This window comes from Sulfolobus sp. B1 (assembly GCF_007050195.1).
Classification (GTDB): domain Archaea; phylum Thermoproteota; class Thermoprotei_A; order Sulfolobales; family Sulfolobaceae; genus Saccharolobus.
Genome location: NZ_QIMI01000033.1, coordinates 1 through 14,529 on the forward strand (window position 1 = coordinate 1; position 14,529 = coordinate 14,529).

The following is a 14,529-nucleotide window of genomic DNA, read 5'->3' on the forward strand; positions in this document are numbered from 1 at the left end:
ACTCTACTCCACAATTCTCACACTTCAAATCTGACCCTTGCCTCATGTTAATCCTCAGTTTTACCATGCATTTCACCTAATATTACTGTTACATAAAATATATATAAGTTTATTCTTCATATGAACATATGAATTTACGTTCATGAATTTACATAAGATAAGATCTAATACGCAGATGACAATTTTGGTATCATAATTTCTAGAGAGATCCTTTTAAACTGACTTCCTCCCCGCTATAGACGCTTTCCTCAACATTGTAATATAGAGGAGCAGCACAAAGTACTGGGTAATATATTTGAAATTATTAATCCCACTACTGACTTAGATATTCAAATTTCTCCAGGGAAAGAATAAATAGTAAAAAATCAAGGGACATTCCCATAAATACTGAAAGTATAACGGATATCATTGCTATATAATATAGAAAGAGGCCTCTAAATATTAGATAACCAAAAAATAAAAAAGAAAATAATATCCTAGCTCAAGAGTTAAAATGAGTAGTATTGCAATAAACAGTGGAAAACATAAGTCGTAAAGCGGTCTTAATATATGAAAATATTCTCATATCTACAGATGTAATAATATATGCCCAATAAAGTTTTGCATAATATGAATGTGTGTAGATATAGCGCCGTTATGAAGTTAAAAAACATTAACCCCTTTAGTATTACTTATGGGTAAAAGGAGTAAGAAGAAGGTTTATATGGATATGCATTATTTTTAATGGCCATCCCTTTGTTACGGGTAAGTAGGGGGTATATAGAAAGTTTCTTAAGGATGTAAAGCATAAGCGTGTTAAGGAGTTAGCCTTGAATATGCTATTTCAAGGGTTCTAAATAGGGGTAATGCCTTCACTTGGGTATGGCAAGTGTTTGTTGAACTGTGAGACCTCTAAGGCAATATTAAAATTAATAGACTTGAACATAAAGGATTATAGAAGTAGATATTCAAAATAATAAGCAGCCAAGGTAATATATCTAGGTAAAGACGAGAAAAACTTCTAAGGAAACTAAGATGCATGGATAAGCTATAATTACAACGTGCTACATTGAGAAAACACACAAAACCCGGTAAACTAGAGCATAAACTCGTCAATGAGAGAAAAAGATAAAAGAGAAACAAAGCAGTAAAACACTCATATACGTTTGAAATAAGACTACAACCAGAATTTATACCTTTATGATTGCATTATATCCACACTCCATATGACTTTAGAAAGATTAATTAATCTTTTTATTCTTACCTTAATATATGGAGTCATTATTGACGGAGTTGGACATGCTTTTCTCCTCATTGGCCGATAGGACTAGACTGAGTATAGTATTATTTCTATTGGACAAAAAAGAAGCTACTGTTGATGAGATTAGTAAAAAATTGGAAAAATCACAATCTTTAATTTCTCATCACTTGTCTTGCTTAAGGAATTGCGGAGTTGTTAAGGTTAGAAAAGAAGGAAAGTTTTCATATTATTCACTGAGTAGTGATGAAGTTATTGAGCTAATTAAGATAGCTATAAATCACGTTAGAAACCATAGCCAATCTATATTGTCATGTGAAGTTTTAGAAGAAGAGAAAGGTATAAAGGTTAAACAGTGATGATGAACGCCGGCTATCCTTGAATTAATGAGATTCCTAGGCCAAAGCTGATTTTAAATTATTATTTACAAAACTCATACCATGAATCCAGTTCACATATTGGCAAAGAAGGGAGAAATAGCTGAGAAAGTATTAATAGCAGGCGATCCTGGAAGAGTTAAACTATTGTCTACACTATTAAAAGATGTTAAGTTGGTTAATGAAAATAGGGGATTTCTGGTTTATACTGGAAAATATAATGATGAGAATGTTAGTATAGCAACACACGGTATAGGTGGTCCGTCTATAGCGATAGTATTAGAAGAATTAGCAATGTTGGGTGCAAACACTTTTGTAAGATATGGGACTGCAGGCTCTCTCGTGCCTTATATAGATATAGGAAGCTACGTGATAGTCACTGGAGCTTCGTATAATCAAGGAGGATTATTCTATCAGTACGTTAGAGATAGTGCATGTTTGTGCGCAAATCCTGACTTTGAATTAACTAACAAGATAGTATCTACCTTTCATAAGAATGGTTTGAAATTTTACTTAGGCAACGTTTTTAGTAGTGATGCTTTTTACGCGGAAGATGAGGAGTTTGCAAAGAAGTGGAGCTTTAGAGGCAATGTGGCTGTCGAAATGGAGTGTGCCACTCTATTCGCTTTAAGTAAAATGAAGGGGTGGAGGAGTGCTAGTGTAGTAGTGATAAGTGATAATTTGGTTAAGGGAGGTTTATGGATAAGTAAGGAAGAATTAGAGAAGAAAGTCATGGATGGGGCTAATGCAGTTTTAGAGGCTTTGACAAAAGGTTAGGAAAAAGACCATTACTGTTCTAACTTAAATCTATAATTTGGTAATCCCTTTACGTTTACCTCAGCTGTGAACAGTTTTCCTGCCAAGGGATCTGGGCTCTTACCTGCAGTTGATATGAACACTTGGCTCATTTCCGGAGTTCCAAAGGTTATTGAAGTAACGTAAGTAGCAGGAACTTTAATTTCATCGACCTTTTTTCCATTTTTTGGGTTCCATCTACTAACCTTACCACCTCCCCAATGGGCTACCCAAATTAATCCTTCCTCGTCTATTGTCATGCCATCTGGATTCCCCGGTTCATTTCCGAAATCTACAGCAACTCTCTTATTATATATTTCTCCTTTATTTAAGTCAAAATCGAATACGAATACTTTTCTTGTAGGAGTATCAATTAAGTACATCACCTTATCGTCGCTATCCCACGCTAAACCATTAGATATCGTTAAGCCCTCTAATAATTTTGTAACCTTCTTACCCTCTAACTTATAGAAATTGCCAGTGGGCTTTCTTTCCGTCATGTTCATGGTTCCCGCCCAATATCTACCTAATTTATCGCATTTGCCATCGTTAAACCTATTACTCTCCATGTCACTTTCGACTTCAGCTACTTTTGTAAACGAATTTTTAGATAGATCTACTATATAGAATGTGTGCCTAATTGTAGCAATTACCCTCTTATCATCTATTACACATAGGGAAGAGACCAAATCTGGCATATCATAAACTACCTCAGCACCGCTGTTCAAATCATTCGTGATTACTTTTTTACCTTCAATATCTACCCAAAACAGCTTGTTTAGCTCTTTGTCGTAAACTGGACCCTCACCTAAGATTGCCTTATAGTTACTTAAAACGATTAGTTTAGTTTCCATTATAGCTCAAGTTAAGTAAGAGTATAAATTAAAATGTTTTAACGACAATTAACTATCTAGAGAATGCATTCATTAAATATTTTGAAAATTTTTCTATGACTAAATGCGATCGTCTCAAAATCGTTAACGCCTACTATTCCGTCTTAATTTTTTATCTTCAACTTTTGAGATTATTCATATTTCTAAGTTATTAAAAACAATAAAAAGTTGAAAGAGTTAAGAAAATGTTTCTTTACTGTTTTACCTTAGTATTACCGCCTAAAATAGATAGAATGATTGAGACAAATATTATTACTGATGATACTAAGAATGCAAAATGCAATCCATTTACAAAAGCCATGCTAACCTTTCCGTCTAGAACGTTAGTTCCTAAGAATATCTCAAATGCCACATATCTGGGAACTACCAAAGTTGCTACAGATATACTTAAAACATAGCTTATGGTAGTTCCTACATTTCCTAATGTTCTGGAAATACCAGAGACTGAGCCGTAATATTCCCTAGGAGCGCTAAACATTATTGCAGTAGCATTAGAAGGCCAGAACATAGCGGAACCAATACCGGTTATGCCTGAAATTATTAAAATAATGTAATATGGGGTGAAGGGAGTTAGCGTAATATAATAAAGTATTAGAGATACCAGAATTAGGGACAATCCTATTCCTGCTAATAATCCTGGTTTTCCTTTATCGGCTATTCGACCCATAAATGGTGCTAATATACTTGCTATAACATAACCCGGCGTAAGTAACAAAGAGGAGCTTAGTGGTGACAATCCTCTAACTCCTTGTAAATACATTATGAGCAAGAAATTCAAAGAGAGAGCTCCTACTCCTTGTAGGAGTGAGGCTAATAATGAATATGATAAAAGCCTTATCTTAAAGACATTAAGGTTTATTATTGGCATTCTGGCTCTCATCTCATTATATATGAATAAAGGAATTAACAAAATTCCTACTACTACTTCTACTATGTACAAAATTGACACACCGTAACTAACTATGAATATAGCTCCCAACGAGATCAGTGCTAAAGAAATGCCTAAGATAATTGAACCGGTAATGTCAAGTTTACTATTAACCTTATTTATATCTTTAATTTCCCTCAATCCAAGGAGTACTGCTATAATCCCTATTGGTACATTGATATAGAAAATATATCTCCAGCCTAAAAAGGTAGTAAGGATACCTCCTAAGACTATTCCTACTAATGCTCCAATGTTCCAACCTAGTGACGTTATACCGTAAGCTCTTCCCCTTTGATTAGGGGGAAATATATCAGCTATGATTGCACTACTATTAGCTGTTAACATAGAACCTCCGATAGCTTGTAAAACTCTGAATGATATTAGCAATAGAATGTTAGTAGAGATACCACATAACGCTGAAGCTATAGTAAAGATGGCAAATCCCATATTGTATATTCTACCTCTACCGTTTAGATCGCCTATTCTACCAGCTTGAGTAGAGAGTATTGACAGTACTAGTAAATATGCTATTAATATCCATATTGATGATAGTAAATCAGTATGTAAGTCAACGGTAATAGTGGGTAATGCCAATAATACGATAGTCGTATCTATTGCTGCCATCATAGAACCTAAGGTTAATACAAATAGTATGAGCTTAGTGTTCATAGCGATTATTGTTTAGATAAAATACAGTTAAAAAGTTAACTTATAGATCTTTTAAAATAGTGACTATACATAATTACTTAAAAATATAAAAGTTTTTATTTCATTAATACATTTTTCGCAAATTATAAATATAATAACTTTCCTAGTTAAAGAAATTATCTCTTCCCTACCCTTAATGGAGAGTTTTGCCTTTCTCTTATCCAATAGCCGTTTAATCAAGAAATATATTGTTAAGCTAAATTAATTAGGTAATGAAGCCAGAAGAAGCATACTCGTTAAGGGTTATACAAGACATCTATATAATGGATAAAATGTACAGCCTGCTTCACGTAGAGACGTGGATAGAGGAGGATAAGTATAAGTCTTCAATTTACATGAATTTGAATAGGATAACGTTTCAAGGTAATGAGTCATTGCCTAAGTTTTATGAAGATAAAATATACTTCGTTAGAACATCTGAGAATCAATCTTCACTTTTAGAGGGTTCTCAGTTTGGTGAGCCCAAGAACTTAGTAAGCTTAGGTAAAATATATAAATATGATTTTCATCGACAAGGTGTACTAATCATTGGTGAGGAAAAGGTAGATAAGACTTTGCCCTTCAAAACTGAGAAGTTAAAATATAGATTTGATAATAGGGGATTACTTAGGACTAGACAGACGCTCTATTTATTTGACGGTAAACAGTTAAGGAATATAGTTAATGGAAACTTCGATGTTACTGATTTAGCCACTAACGGGGATAGGATAGTAATTTCTGCGACTAAAGATGGTGATGATTATGGTTTAGCTGACCTATATGAAGTTGATTTAAACACGGGAGAACTGAAGAAAATAACTAAGGGAGAGGGTGTAATTCAAGCAATCGCAATGAATCAAAAAGGTGAAATTGCGTATCTAGGGCACAGAAAAGGGCTAACTCCTTGGGCGGTTCTAGAAGTTAGCTTACCGGAAGAGGAGAAGAGTTATCTATGTGGAAAGACTTGCGGGAGTAAGGTTTTAACGGATTTGTTCGATGGAGTTAAGGATAAGTTAGTATTTGATAAGGATGAAATAATCACATTAGGACAAGAAGGTGGAACAAGCCATATTTATAAAATATCTGATGGTAAAGTAGATAAAGTAACTAGTGGAAACATAGTTGTAAGGGGATTCGATTATAAGGATGGAAGACTAGCGTATTTTTACTCAACACCCGAGAAACCAGTAATCTTAAAGTACAAGGATGTTGAATACGACCCAAATCCTAACATTAAGGGGGAAACTCCAGAGAGACTAGCCATTAACTCTAATGGTATGGAAATAGAAGGATGGTACGTAGTTAAAAATCCAGAAGCTCCAACAATAGTGTTTATCCATGGGGGACCTCATATGGCTTATGGATATGCCTACTTCATAGAATTTCAGTTCTTTATATCAAATGGTTTCAATATAATATATACTAATCCTAGAGGTAGTCAAGGATACGGAGAGGAATTTGCTAAAGCATGTGTAGGCGATTGGGGAGGGAAAGACATGGAGGACATAATAAATTTCGTTAATACTGTTAAACAAAAATATAATCTAAAGGGAAAAATAGGGGTTACTGGAGGATCGTATGGAGGATTTATGACTAATTGGATAGTTACTCAAACCAATATTTTTTCGGCTGCAATCAGCGAAAGAGGGATATCAAACCTAGTAAGCATGTGTGGCACTAGCGATATTGGTTTTTGGTTTAATGTAATAGAGTCTGGAATTGATGACCCATGGAGTAAAGAAGGTATTGAAAAGCTAATGAGGATGTCCCCCATATACTATGTTAAGAACGTTAAAACACCAACTATGCTAATTCATGGGGAAGAAGATTACAGATGTCCTATTGAACAAGCAGAGCAATTCTACGTGGCATTAAAAATGAACGGTGTACCTACTGAGCTAGTTAGATATCAAGGGGATAGTCATGAACACGCTAGAAGAGGAAAACCTAAGAATATGGTAGATAGACTAAATACTAAATTAGAGTGGTTTAAGAAATACCTTACGTAATATTTCACTAAATAAAATTTTTATTTATAAATATGAATAGCTTTGCTCATTATATGATAAAACTCCATTTTTTCTTCCTTATTTTGTAACCTTCTCTCATCAACTTGGTTGCAACCTCATTCAAGCTGGATTTACTTAAGTTTATTCCTCTAAGATTATGTTTGTCCCTAAACTCTGACCTCCTCCCCGCCCTAAAGGGCGAGTGTTCCCTACTTTGTAAATCTATCCTTAGAGTAAAGCCCCCATTAGGTGAGTAGATAATCTTTAAGTTAGGACAAAGACAACGAGAAGGGTTAACAAGGATTACTGGAACATCAAAAATCTTTAGCCTTCTTGATAATAAGCCTTTTTAAGAGATTTGAGTGTAGACTTATAGATTCTGTCCTATTGTTTATCCTTAATGCGTTGAATGATCCTCTCTGGGATATTTTTAGGCAAGTCTATAGTGATGTTTTGAAGGTATAGAACAAAATGTGTTAATTAGTAGTAGTCATGAGGATTTTTAATTTAGCAAAATCTAATGCGTAATCGGTATTTTTTATACCCATATAACGACACTATATCCGCGTATAAGTCTCACATAGGTCTAGTTAAAAGTTTTTATAAAGAAGTTTACAAGGTAAGGAAAGCCTCACCTTTAAGAGTGAGGAGGAAGTCAAGATAGGAATACTGCTTAAACATAATAAATTGTCTATTCAGTTTTATAATCCTTATAACTACTAGAACTCTTTGTCGTGGATAACAATTTCATATATACATACCCTCCTATAGCTTGGAGAACTCCACCAACTTCTAGTGGTAATGGCAAAGCGTATTCTAAAAGATATCCGCTCAGTCCAGAGCTCATTTGAGATAGCCTAGTAGCTATACCTTGAATACTTGAGGCAGTACCAAAATCTTCAGCGGAAACTCCCCTTACATTTACCATCGTTCTATTAGGAGAACCAATTCCGGCATTTAGCCCTCTAATAATATAAATTAACGCAGCTAATGGAAACCACGGTGACAGCGCCATGGCTATTAAGAATACTCCATTTAATATTCTAGTCACTGAAGCTACACGCAGTGGTTCTGCCTTAATCTTATTGGATACTAACGAACCTACTGCTGTGAATAGATAAGACATAGTAAATACTAATCCAATCATAAATGAGTTAGCATGAAAAGCTAAGTTAAACCACAATGGTAAAAGGGGAATTGCTAGTCCTAAACCAAATCCAGTTATTGAATTAGATATAATAACTTTTGAAATGTATTTAAAGCTGGAAATTGACATTATCTTGGACGTCTTTCTGGGTCTCTTAACTTCTCCTACGAAGAAAAGTGAAATTGTAGAAATTAATAATAATATAAAGGATATCAAATATAACATTCTATACCCTTGAATAGTGTTGTTTATATAGGCTCTAAGACTTAATAGTATACTTCCGCCTATACCAGAAAAGGAAGAAGCTGACATCAAAAAGCTCATTCTCTTAATTCTTTCTCTCTCATCTTTCCAGTTACTTGCTACTAACGCGGTAAGTCCAGGTGAAAAAGCCCCTCTAATTCCACCTGCTGCTCCACCTACTCCACCTATAATTAGAGCTGTAAATATTAAATAGTAATTAGAGACTACAGTACCCAAAATTAGGGAAGCAACACAGGCTAATGTCTCAGTCGCTATTAAAATCTTCTTATACCCATACCTGTCACCTATCATACCTAATGAAAACGTAAGAACAGAGGAAAACCCTATTGCTCCCAAGAACACTACTCCTATTACGTCTGGTTTTACTCCTAATGCTGATAGATATAATGAAGAAGAAAGCGTTATGTAAATTATTCCTACGCTTCTAGCAACACGTGATATTAAAAGAAAGACATAGCCATAGTCATCTCTCAAAAAAATCCCCTAATTTACGAATAGTTAATTAAATACTTAAACTTTTTCTTTCTAACTAACTAATTCGAAAAAAGAGTTAATATAAATGAAATGATTTTATTTTATCTTAAGTTTGAGGATTAAATTTAATAACACGTTTAAAGATACATTAGGTTATATGCCTATATGCCCATCTTGTGAAATTAAATTTAGTTCTTGGGAAGAATTAACGAAACATATAGATGAAATGGCTAACTCAAAAAGTGAACCCTCTCACGTAATGTGGTTAAATAGGAATATTTCCATAAAGAGGATAGAAAGAGAAGAGCTTCAACGTAGGTTAGAAAGTTTCTTTAATGAGCCTGAAAGTTTAGCAATGTGGATAAGAAAAAGATTCATAGACAAATTTTATGGTGATAATCCTCATCCATTCATGATAGCAATGCAGAAGCCTACTAGAGGAGTATTACTAGGTTACGTCATTGAACATCAACATTTCTTAAAGAATTGGGTGAAAGTACTATCATCAATTGTCTTTAATACTGATAAAGATGACGTATTGCATTATGAGTTAGAAAATATCAAAGTAGAGTTTATAGGATATGGTAATAGACCATCACATTATGAATTACTGTTGAGAATGGGAGAGTCATTAGGGATGCCTAGAGACAAAATCCTATCCACACCTCCACTTCCTGCGACTCAATCTGCTATAAGAACGTGGGTAAACATAGCTAAAACTAGGAATTGGCTGATAACTATGGCTTCAATGCACAGTTTAGAGTTAGTTGCAGATAGATCACTGACAAAGTACGGAGCCAAGTTAACTTATTTTAATCCCTCTATATTGACCTCAGATGAATATCCGAAAGAAGTTAAAGATTTCTTAAGAGAAGGCTATGAAGCTGATATATCACATGCTGGAGAAGCATTAGAAATGGTGGAGAAATACGCAGATCAGATAAACTTGAAGGAAGAAGTTCAGGTCGTAGTTCTGAAGTCATTTGATGCCTTTTCAAAATACTTATTAGCTAGATTAGAGAGAGGATTTGAAATAGAACCTAATCTGGTTAAGGTGGTGTTTAAGGGATGAGGATAATCGTTAATGGAAAGGAAGCGGGAACCAAGGAAAAAGGTTGTGCACTGTGTGGGGCTACTTGGGGAGAGTACTACGAAGAAATAGATAATGAAAAACTGTTTTTCTGCTGTGACTTTTGTGCATTAGAATTCACTAACATGATTAAAGAGGTTAAAAAGAGAAATAATTGGGATAGAATTGATGACCTAGAAATTAACGGTAATTATTACACTGGAAGAACTTGTACAGCAAAACGACAAGGAAAGGAGTATAAATTCTACGTCAAATTTGACGATGAAGGAGGGATAGGCACTTTCAAAGAGTTAAATTAATATTTTAGAACTTTAACCGGCATCCAAAAATGCTTCTAATTTTATTAGAATTTAATCTCAGTAATATAGGAAGAAGCATTCTAAACTAGAATTCTTACTGATTGAAATTTCTCCTAGCTTGCTCTCACCTTAAAGGGGAGGCTTTCCTCGCTTTGCAAAAAATTAGGAATAATATCTTTAAAAATTATATAAGAATTTAAGTAAATTAATTAATCTCTCTGCATAACCCATTCTCATCTATCCTTACCTTATTACTTCTTGGATGTTCTAAAGAACGACAAAATACTCTGGCGTTTCCGATTTTAACTAGGAGTAAGAAGTATGAATTTTCGAATCCATCTGGAGTAGCATTTAATTTCCACGACTGTATTACTTCACCTTCGTTTGCTTTAATTTCACTGAATTCAGATGAGTTACACTTAGGACATCTAGCCCTTTTTACCCAAAAGGTATAGTTACAGTTCTTACATACATATATCATGGCTCATCACCATATATTATTACAGTGGCTGAATTTCCGAAACCAGCCATACTTAATGAGAGTCCAGTTCTAGCATTTTTAACTTGTCTCTGTCCAGCTTCTCCCCTTATTTGATAAAAAGCTTCAATAGCTTGGGCTACACCACTAGCCCCTATTGGATGACCTTTAGAATTAAGACCTCCACTAGTATTTATAGGTATTTCACCATTTATTGAAGTATAATCATCTAGATACGCTTTCCAACCTTCACCCTTCTTGAGCAGTCCTAATTCTTCAGCCTCAACAATTTCTAAAACAGTTGCCATATCGTGTAATTCAGCAAAATCCACTTTTTCTATTTTTGACGATTTCCTAGCCATCTCCCCAGCTACTTTAACGGCTTTGATAGAAAGTATATCTTCTCTCTCCGATATTGAAGATGAATCAGCATAAGTTCCAATACCTTTTATGAAGACAGGTTTTTTATTATAGCTGTAAGCATCTTCATCTCTCGTCATAACTATGGCGCAAGCTCCATCACTAATTGGTGTAAATTCATAAAGTGTTAAGGGATCCGCTATTATAGGGGACTTTAATACTTCTTCCAGAGTCACTTTAGATTGTATATGAGCATATGGGTTAAGGGAACCGTTATAGTGATTTTTTACAGCTACTAGTGCAAAAACATCTCTGGGTGCGTTATACTTCTTCATATATTCTTTTGCCATTAATCCGGCTAATGAGGGCAAAGTTAATCCAGCTCTTCTTTCTTCATATGGTAGTAATGAAGCTATTATCGAAGTTATTTGCTTAGTATTCCTTTCAGACATTTTCTCGACTCCAATAACTAAGACCGAATTAGCTACCTTAGAGTCAAGTAATGATTTAGCCACTAATATAGCTGAACCTCCACTTCCGCTTGTATTATCTACTCTTATTGAAGGTAAATTATCCTTGCCTATATAAGTTGTTATTAGATTATTTAAACCTGATATCGAGTTAAACTCGCCAGAATAACTATTAGATATTATTGCAAAGTCTATATTTTCATACTTTTGAACTAAGGGCAGAGAGACCTCAGCTGCTAGATCTAATACATTCTCTTTTCTCTTACCGAATCGAGTTATTTTCACATCGATAATTGCAACCATTCAATTTCAACTTTAGTAATAGAATATAAATTTAAATTCTATATTTAGAGAATATAAATTAAGTTCGTCTATCATTTTAAATAGACTGGATCTCTATCTAAGAAATATCTATAAACTAGGTATACGATCAACATATATGGCTATATTTATTGTTTTATCAAGCTTAACGGATAAAGGAGCTGAGACTATAGCAGACAAACCTGAAAGGATTAAGGAAGTGAACGAGGAACTGGCTAAAATAGGGGCTAAAGTGAGAGAACAATATGTGGTGTTTGGCGACATTGATTTTATTAATATTGTGGAAGTAGAGAATGTTGAAGCTTTTTTGAAAGCTCTAGTCGAATTAAATAGTAGAGGTACAGTAAGGACTAAGACCTATTTAGCACTTGCAGTTGATGATGCTATTAAAGCCTTGAAGTCAACTCCCACTATAGGACACCCACATAAATAGTTTTACAAAGGTGAGGAAAGCCTCGCCATTTATGGCGGGGATGAAAAGTATTTAACTCTTTTTCATGCTTCTATTTATGGATGAGGGGGCTAAAAAGAGTGGGAACGAAATCAGAGCTACAGTTTGAAGATTTCCCCCTACCTCCCCTCTACCCAGAGGGGTTCTCTGAGCCTCTCGACTGCCCCTCAGATGTAAACCCGAATCAATGAGGGGAACCTCCTTAAGGGGAAGAAGTCAGAAAATTATAAAGGCCTAATTCTAAGGGCGATAGAGGAGAACTTCCAATCAATTGCGTTTTTACTAACAATTGCAAGATAGTCTTTTCATCAAATATATCAGATATAGATTTTAAGCCATGATAATATACTTTTTATGTGAATTCAGTAACTACATACTGGTGGAAATACTATCTGGTATCATTTTTTTCAATCTTCGTTATAGCTCTGCTTGTATCAACTTTAACCTTAAACATACCTTTCTTCCTTATACTTCAAATTTTCCTAATCTTCTTTCTATGGTATCTCGTCTCACCATTTATCATGATCATAACTTTTAAGATGAAAAAGGCTAATGATACCTATCTAATATCACTAATTGAAAATCTATCTAATAAATTCGAAGTAAAAAAACCTAAAGTGTACGTTATTAATGATAATTTCTTAAACGCTTTTGCTTTTGGCAACGTATTATTTAGAGGAATTGCTATAACACTTCCACTAATAGATGCCTTAACTTCAGAGGAATTAACAGCTGTATTAGCCCACGAGATTTCCCACATAAGAAATTTCGACCCAGAAACAATGTTAGTAACAATTTTATGCGTCAACTTAATTTACTCGGCTTTACTGAATTTCATTCCTATCTATTTTATAACATTATTGATACTTGTTTACATCTTGCTTCTATTACCTCTAGTCTTTTACGTACATAGAAAGGTAGAAAGAAGAGCTGACTTAACAGTAGTAAAGAAAGACCCGTCACTAGCCTATTGGCTTGAGAGTTCTTTAATAAAAATCGGATACTTGAGCAGAAATATACCAGTAAATATGCTCAGATATGTAATGCCAATTCAAATATTATTTGCAAAAGATTTTATATTGCATAATAATATAGAAAAATCTAGCCCATTTTCCTTTAGAACTCATCCCAGCTTAAAAGAAAGGTTAGAATATTTAAGTAAATATGAAGGACAAAAATTGTACTACGTTTAGGCCGAACCACTACCACATCCACAATAACCATATTCGTCTATTTCTACTCCACATATTGGACATGAAACTCCTAGTGTTTTGACTTCTTCAGCCCTCTTGCCATATAGAAGCAAATGTTGATCAAAGTAGATATCCTTCAAACTAGGCAACTTTTCATTTTCATCTATTTTTTCCTCTAGGGCTTCTTTTATTCTAAACCTGAGTGACTTTCTCTTTAAAGCTGTTTTAACAATTTGCTTGGAAGTAATTTTGCCAATACTCTCATTATTACTGTTGAGTATTTCAATTTCCTCATCGTCAATGTTTAAAACAACTTTTTCCACGTTTTCATTTTCATACACTTTATTTGTCCTGTACATAGTCTTACTTATACTTTTTAAAATATATAAACTTTCTTCTCCTTATCTAGTTTTTATTTATCTACAATTATATAAATATTATATACACACTAATAACCAAAGACCTCTAAATTTAAGATAACGGATTAAACCCAGTTTTCATCTTACTTCTTTCACACTGATACTTCCTTTTTCATTCATAAAATATTATTAAAAACGAGTTTATCTTTCTCCTATAACTATAGTTAAACTATGAGCCAGAAAATTGACTTTGATTACATTAATCAGCTTGCCAAAAGATCATTAGGAGGTGATCTAAAAAGTTTTGAAAAACTACTTAATATACTAGAAAAATATGAGAATTTTCCACAAGTAAAATTCGGACTATATTCTTTAATTTATCAACTTTCTATGAATGTTTTTATCGACGTCTCAAAAGAATGTGAAAAATGTGGTGGGAAATGTTGCAAATCTGGTTATCCTATACCAGTCTATGAATTTGATTACAAGGAATTAGCTAAAAGAATGAATAGAGAAGAACTTGAGAAATTGAGGAGAGTAGACAACATTTATTTATTACCTAGACCTTGCCCATTCCAACAAGGATGGGTCTGTACTATCCATAGATTTAAACCTTATGCTTGTTTATCTTTTCCATTTGCTACTGAAGATGAACAAAGAGAGATTATTAATAATTACGATGGAAAAGGTATACCAG

The 14,529-nt window shown here is 34.0% G+C and carries 14 protein-coding genes; 8 read left to right on the plus strand and 6 right to left on the minus strand.

Annotated elements, in window-relative coordinates; translation table 11 throughout:
- Nucleotides 1-1,251: 1,251 nt before the first annotated feature.
- Nucleotides 1,252-1,596, plus strand: coding sequence for a metalloregulator ArsR/SmtB family transcription factor (locus DMP16_RS03800; protein ID WP_069283498.1), 345 nt, complete (start codon nt 1,252-1,254; stop codon nt 1,594-1,596).
- Between the two features lie 81 nt (nt 1,597-1,677).
- On the plus strand, nt 1,678-2,391 hold the full coding sequence (locus tag DMP16_RS03805) for a purine-nucleoside phosphorylase (protein ID WP_069283500.1): 714 nt from the start codon (nt 1,678-1,680) through the stop codon (nt 2,389-2,391).
- Between the two features lie 11 nt (nt 2,392-2,402).
- On the opposite strand, the gene DMP16_RS03810 is transcribed toward DMP16_RS03805, so the two are convergent.
- Both DMP16_RS03810 and DMP16_RS03815 read right to left on the minus strand, forming a co-directional pair.
- Nucleotides 2,403-3,263 carry an SMP-30/gluconolactonase/LRE family protein gene (locus tag DMP16_RS03810; RefSeq protein WP_069283502.1) on the minus strand — a complete coding sequence of 287 codons (861 nt, stop codon included), beginning with the start codon at nt 3,261-3,263 and terminating at the stop codon, nt 2,403-2,405.
- A 232-nt stretch (nt 3,264-3,495) separates the two neighbouring features.
- Nucleotides 3,496-4,899: an MFS transporter gene (locus tag DMP16_RS03815; RefSeq protein WP_069283504.1), complete on the minus strand. Its 1,404-nt coding sequence runs from the start codon at nt 4,897-4,899 to the stop codon at nt 3,496-3,498.
- 251 nt (nt 4,900-5,150) lie between these two features.
- Between DMP16_RS03815 and DMP16_RS03820 the strand changes: the two genes are divergently transcribed.
- Nucleotides 5,151-6,926, plus strand: coding sequence for a S9 family peptidase (locus DMP16_RS03820; protein WP_069283506.1), 1,776 nt, complete (start codon nt 5,151-5,153; stop codon nt 6,924-6,926).
- Nucleotides 6,927-7,617: 691 nt separating this feature from the next.
- On the opposite strand, the gene DMP16_RS03825 is transcribed toward DMP16_RS03820, so the two are convergent.
- Complete coding sequence (locus tag DMP16_RS03825; protein WP_069283507.1) at nt 7,618-8,811, minus strand: MFS transporter; 1,194 nt, start codon at nt 8,809-8,811, stop codon at nt 7,618-7,620.
- A 157-nt stretch (nt 8,812-8,968) separates the two neighbouring features.
- On the opposite strand from DMP16_RS03825, the gene DMP16_RS03830 reads away from it, so the two are divergent.
- Both DMP16_RS03830 and DMP16_RS03835 read left to right on the plus strand, forming a co-directional pair.
- Nucleotides 8,969-9,883 (plus strand): C2H2 type zinc finger domain-containing protein, encoded by a 915-nt coding sequence (locus DMP16_RS03830; protein ID WP_069284684.1) that lies wholly within the window; start codon nt 8,969-8,971, stop codon nt 9,881-9,883.
- Nucleotides 9,880-10,200 carry a TA0938 family protein gene (locus DMP16_RS03835; RefSeq protein ID WP_069283509.1) on the plus strand — a complete coding sequence of 107 codons (321 nt, stop codon included), beginning with the start codon at nt 9,880-9,882 and terminating at the stop codon, nt 10,198-10,200. The genes DMP16_RS03830 and DMP16_RS03835 overlap by 4 nt, the downstream gene beginning before the upstream one ends.
- Nucleotides 10,201-10,405: 205 nt before the next feature.
- On the opposite strand, the gene DMP16_RS03840 is transcribed toward DMP16_RS03835, so the two are convergent.
- Nucleotides 10,406-10,681 (minus strand): hypothetical protein, encoded by a 276-nt coding sequence (locus DMP16_RS03840; protein WP_069283511.1) that lies wholly within the window; start codon nt 10,679-10,681, stop codon nt 10,406-10,408.
- The gene (locus DMP16_RS03845; RefSeq protein WP_069283513.1) at nt 10,678-11,811 is read right to left on the minus strand and encodes a thiolase family protein; all 1,134 of its coding nucleotides are present in this window, start codon (nt 11,809-11,811) and stop codon (nt 10,678-10,680) included. The genes DMP16_RS03840 and DMP16_RS03845 overlap by 4 nt, the downstream gene beginning before the upstream one ends.
- A gap of 136 nt (nt 11,812-11,947) precedes the next feature.
- On the opposite strand from DMP16_RS03845, the gene DMP16_RS03850 reads away from it, so the two are divergent.
- Both DMP16_RS03850 and DMP16_RS03855 read left to right on the plus strand, forming a co-directional pair.
- Nucleotides 11,948-12,262, plus strand: a complete 315-nt coding sequence (locus tag DMP16_RS03850; protein ID WP_069283515.1) for a GYD domain-containing protein — start codon at nt 11,948-11,950, stop codon at nt 12,260-12,262.
- A 374-nt stretch (nt 12,263-12,636) separates the two neighbouring features.
- Entirely contained in the window at nt 12,637-13,473 is an 837-nt protein-coding gene (locus DMP16_RS03855) for a M56 family metallopeptidase (protein ID WP_069283519.1), read from the plus strand.
- Here the strand turns inward: DMP16_RS03855 and DMP16_RS03860 are convergent.
- A complete protein-coding gene (locus DMP16_RS03860; protein ID WP_069283521.1) occupies nt 13,470-13,832 on the minus strand; it encodes a sulfolobus mercury resistance protein, MerI in 363 nt (120 codons plus the stop codon). The two genes, DMP16_RS03855 and DMP16_RS03860, sit on opposite strands and share 4 nt — an antisense overlap.
- A gap of 231 nt (nt 13,833-14,063) precedes the next feature.
- Between DMP16_RS03860 and DMP16_RS03865 the strand changes: the two genes are divergently transcribed.
- Nucleotides 14,064-14,529: YkgJ family cysteine cluster protein (locus DMP16_RS03865; RefSeq protein WP_143576905.1), on the plus strand; the 466-nt coding region annotated here is incomplete at its 3' end.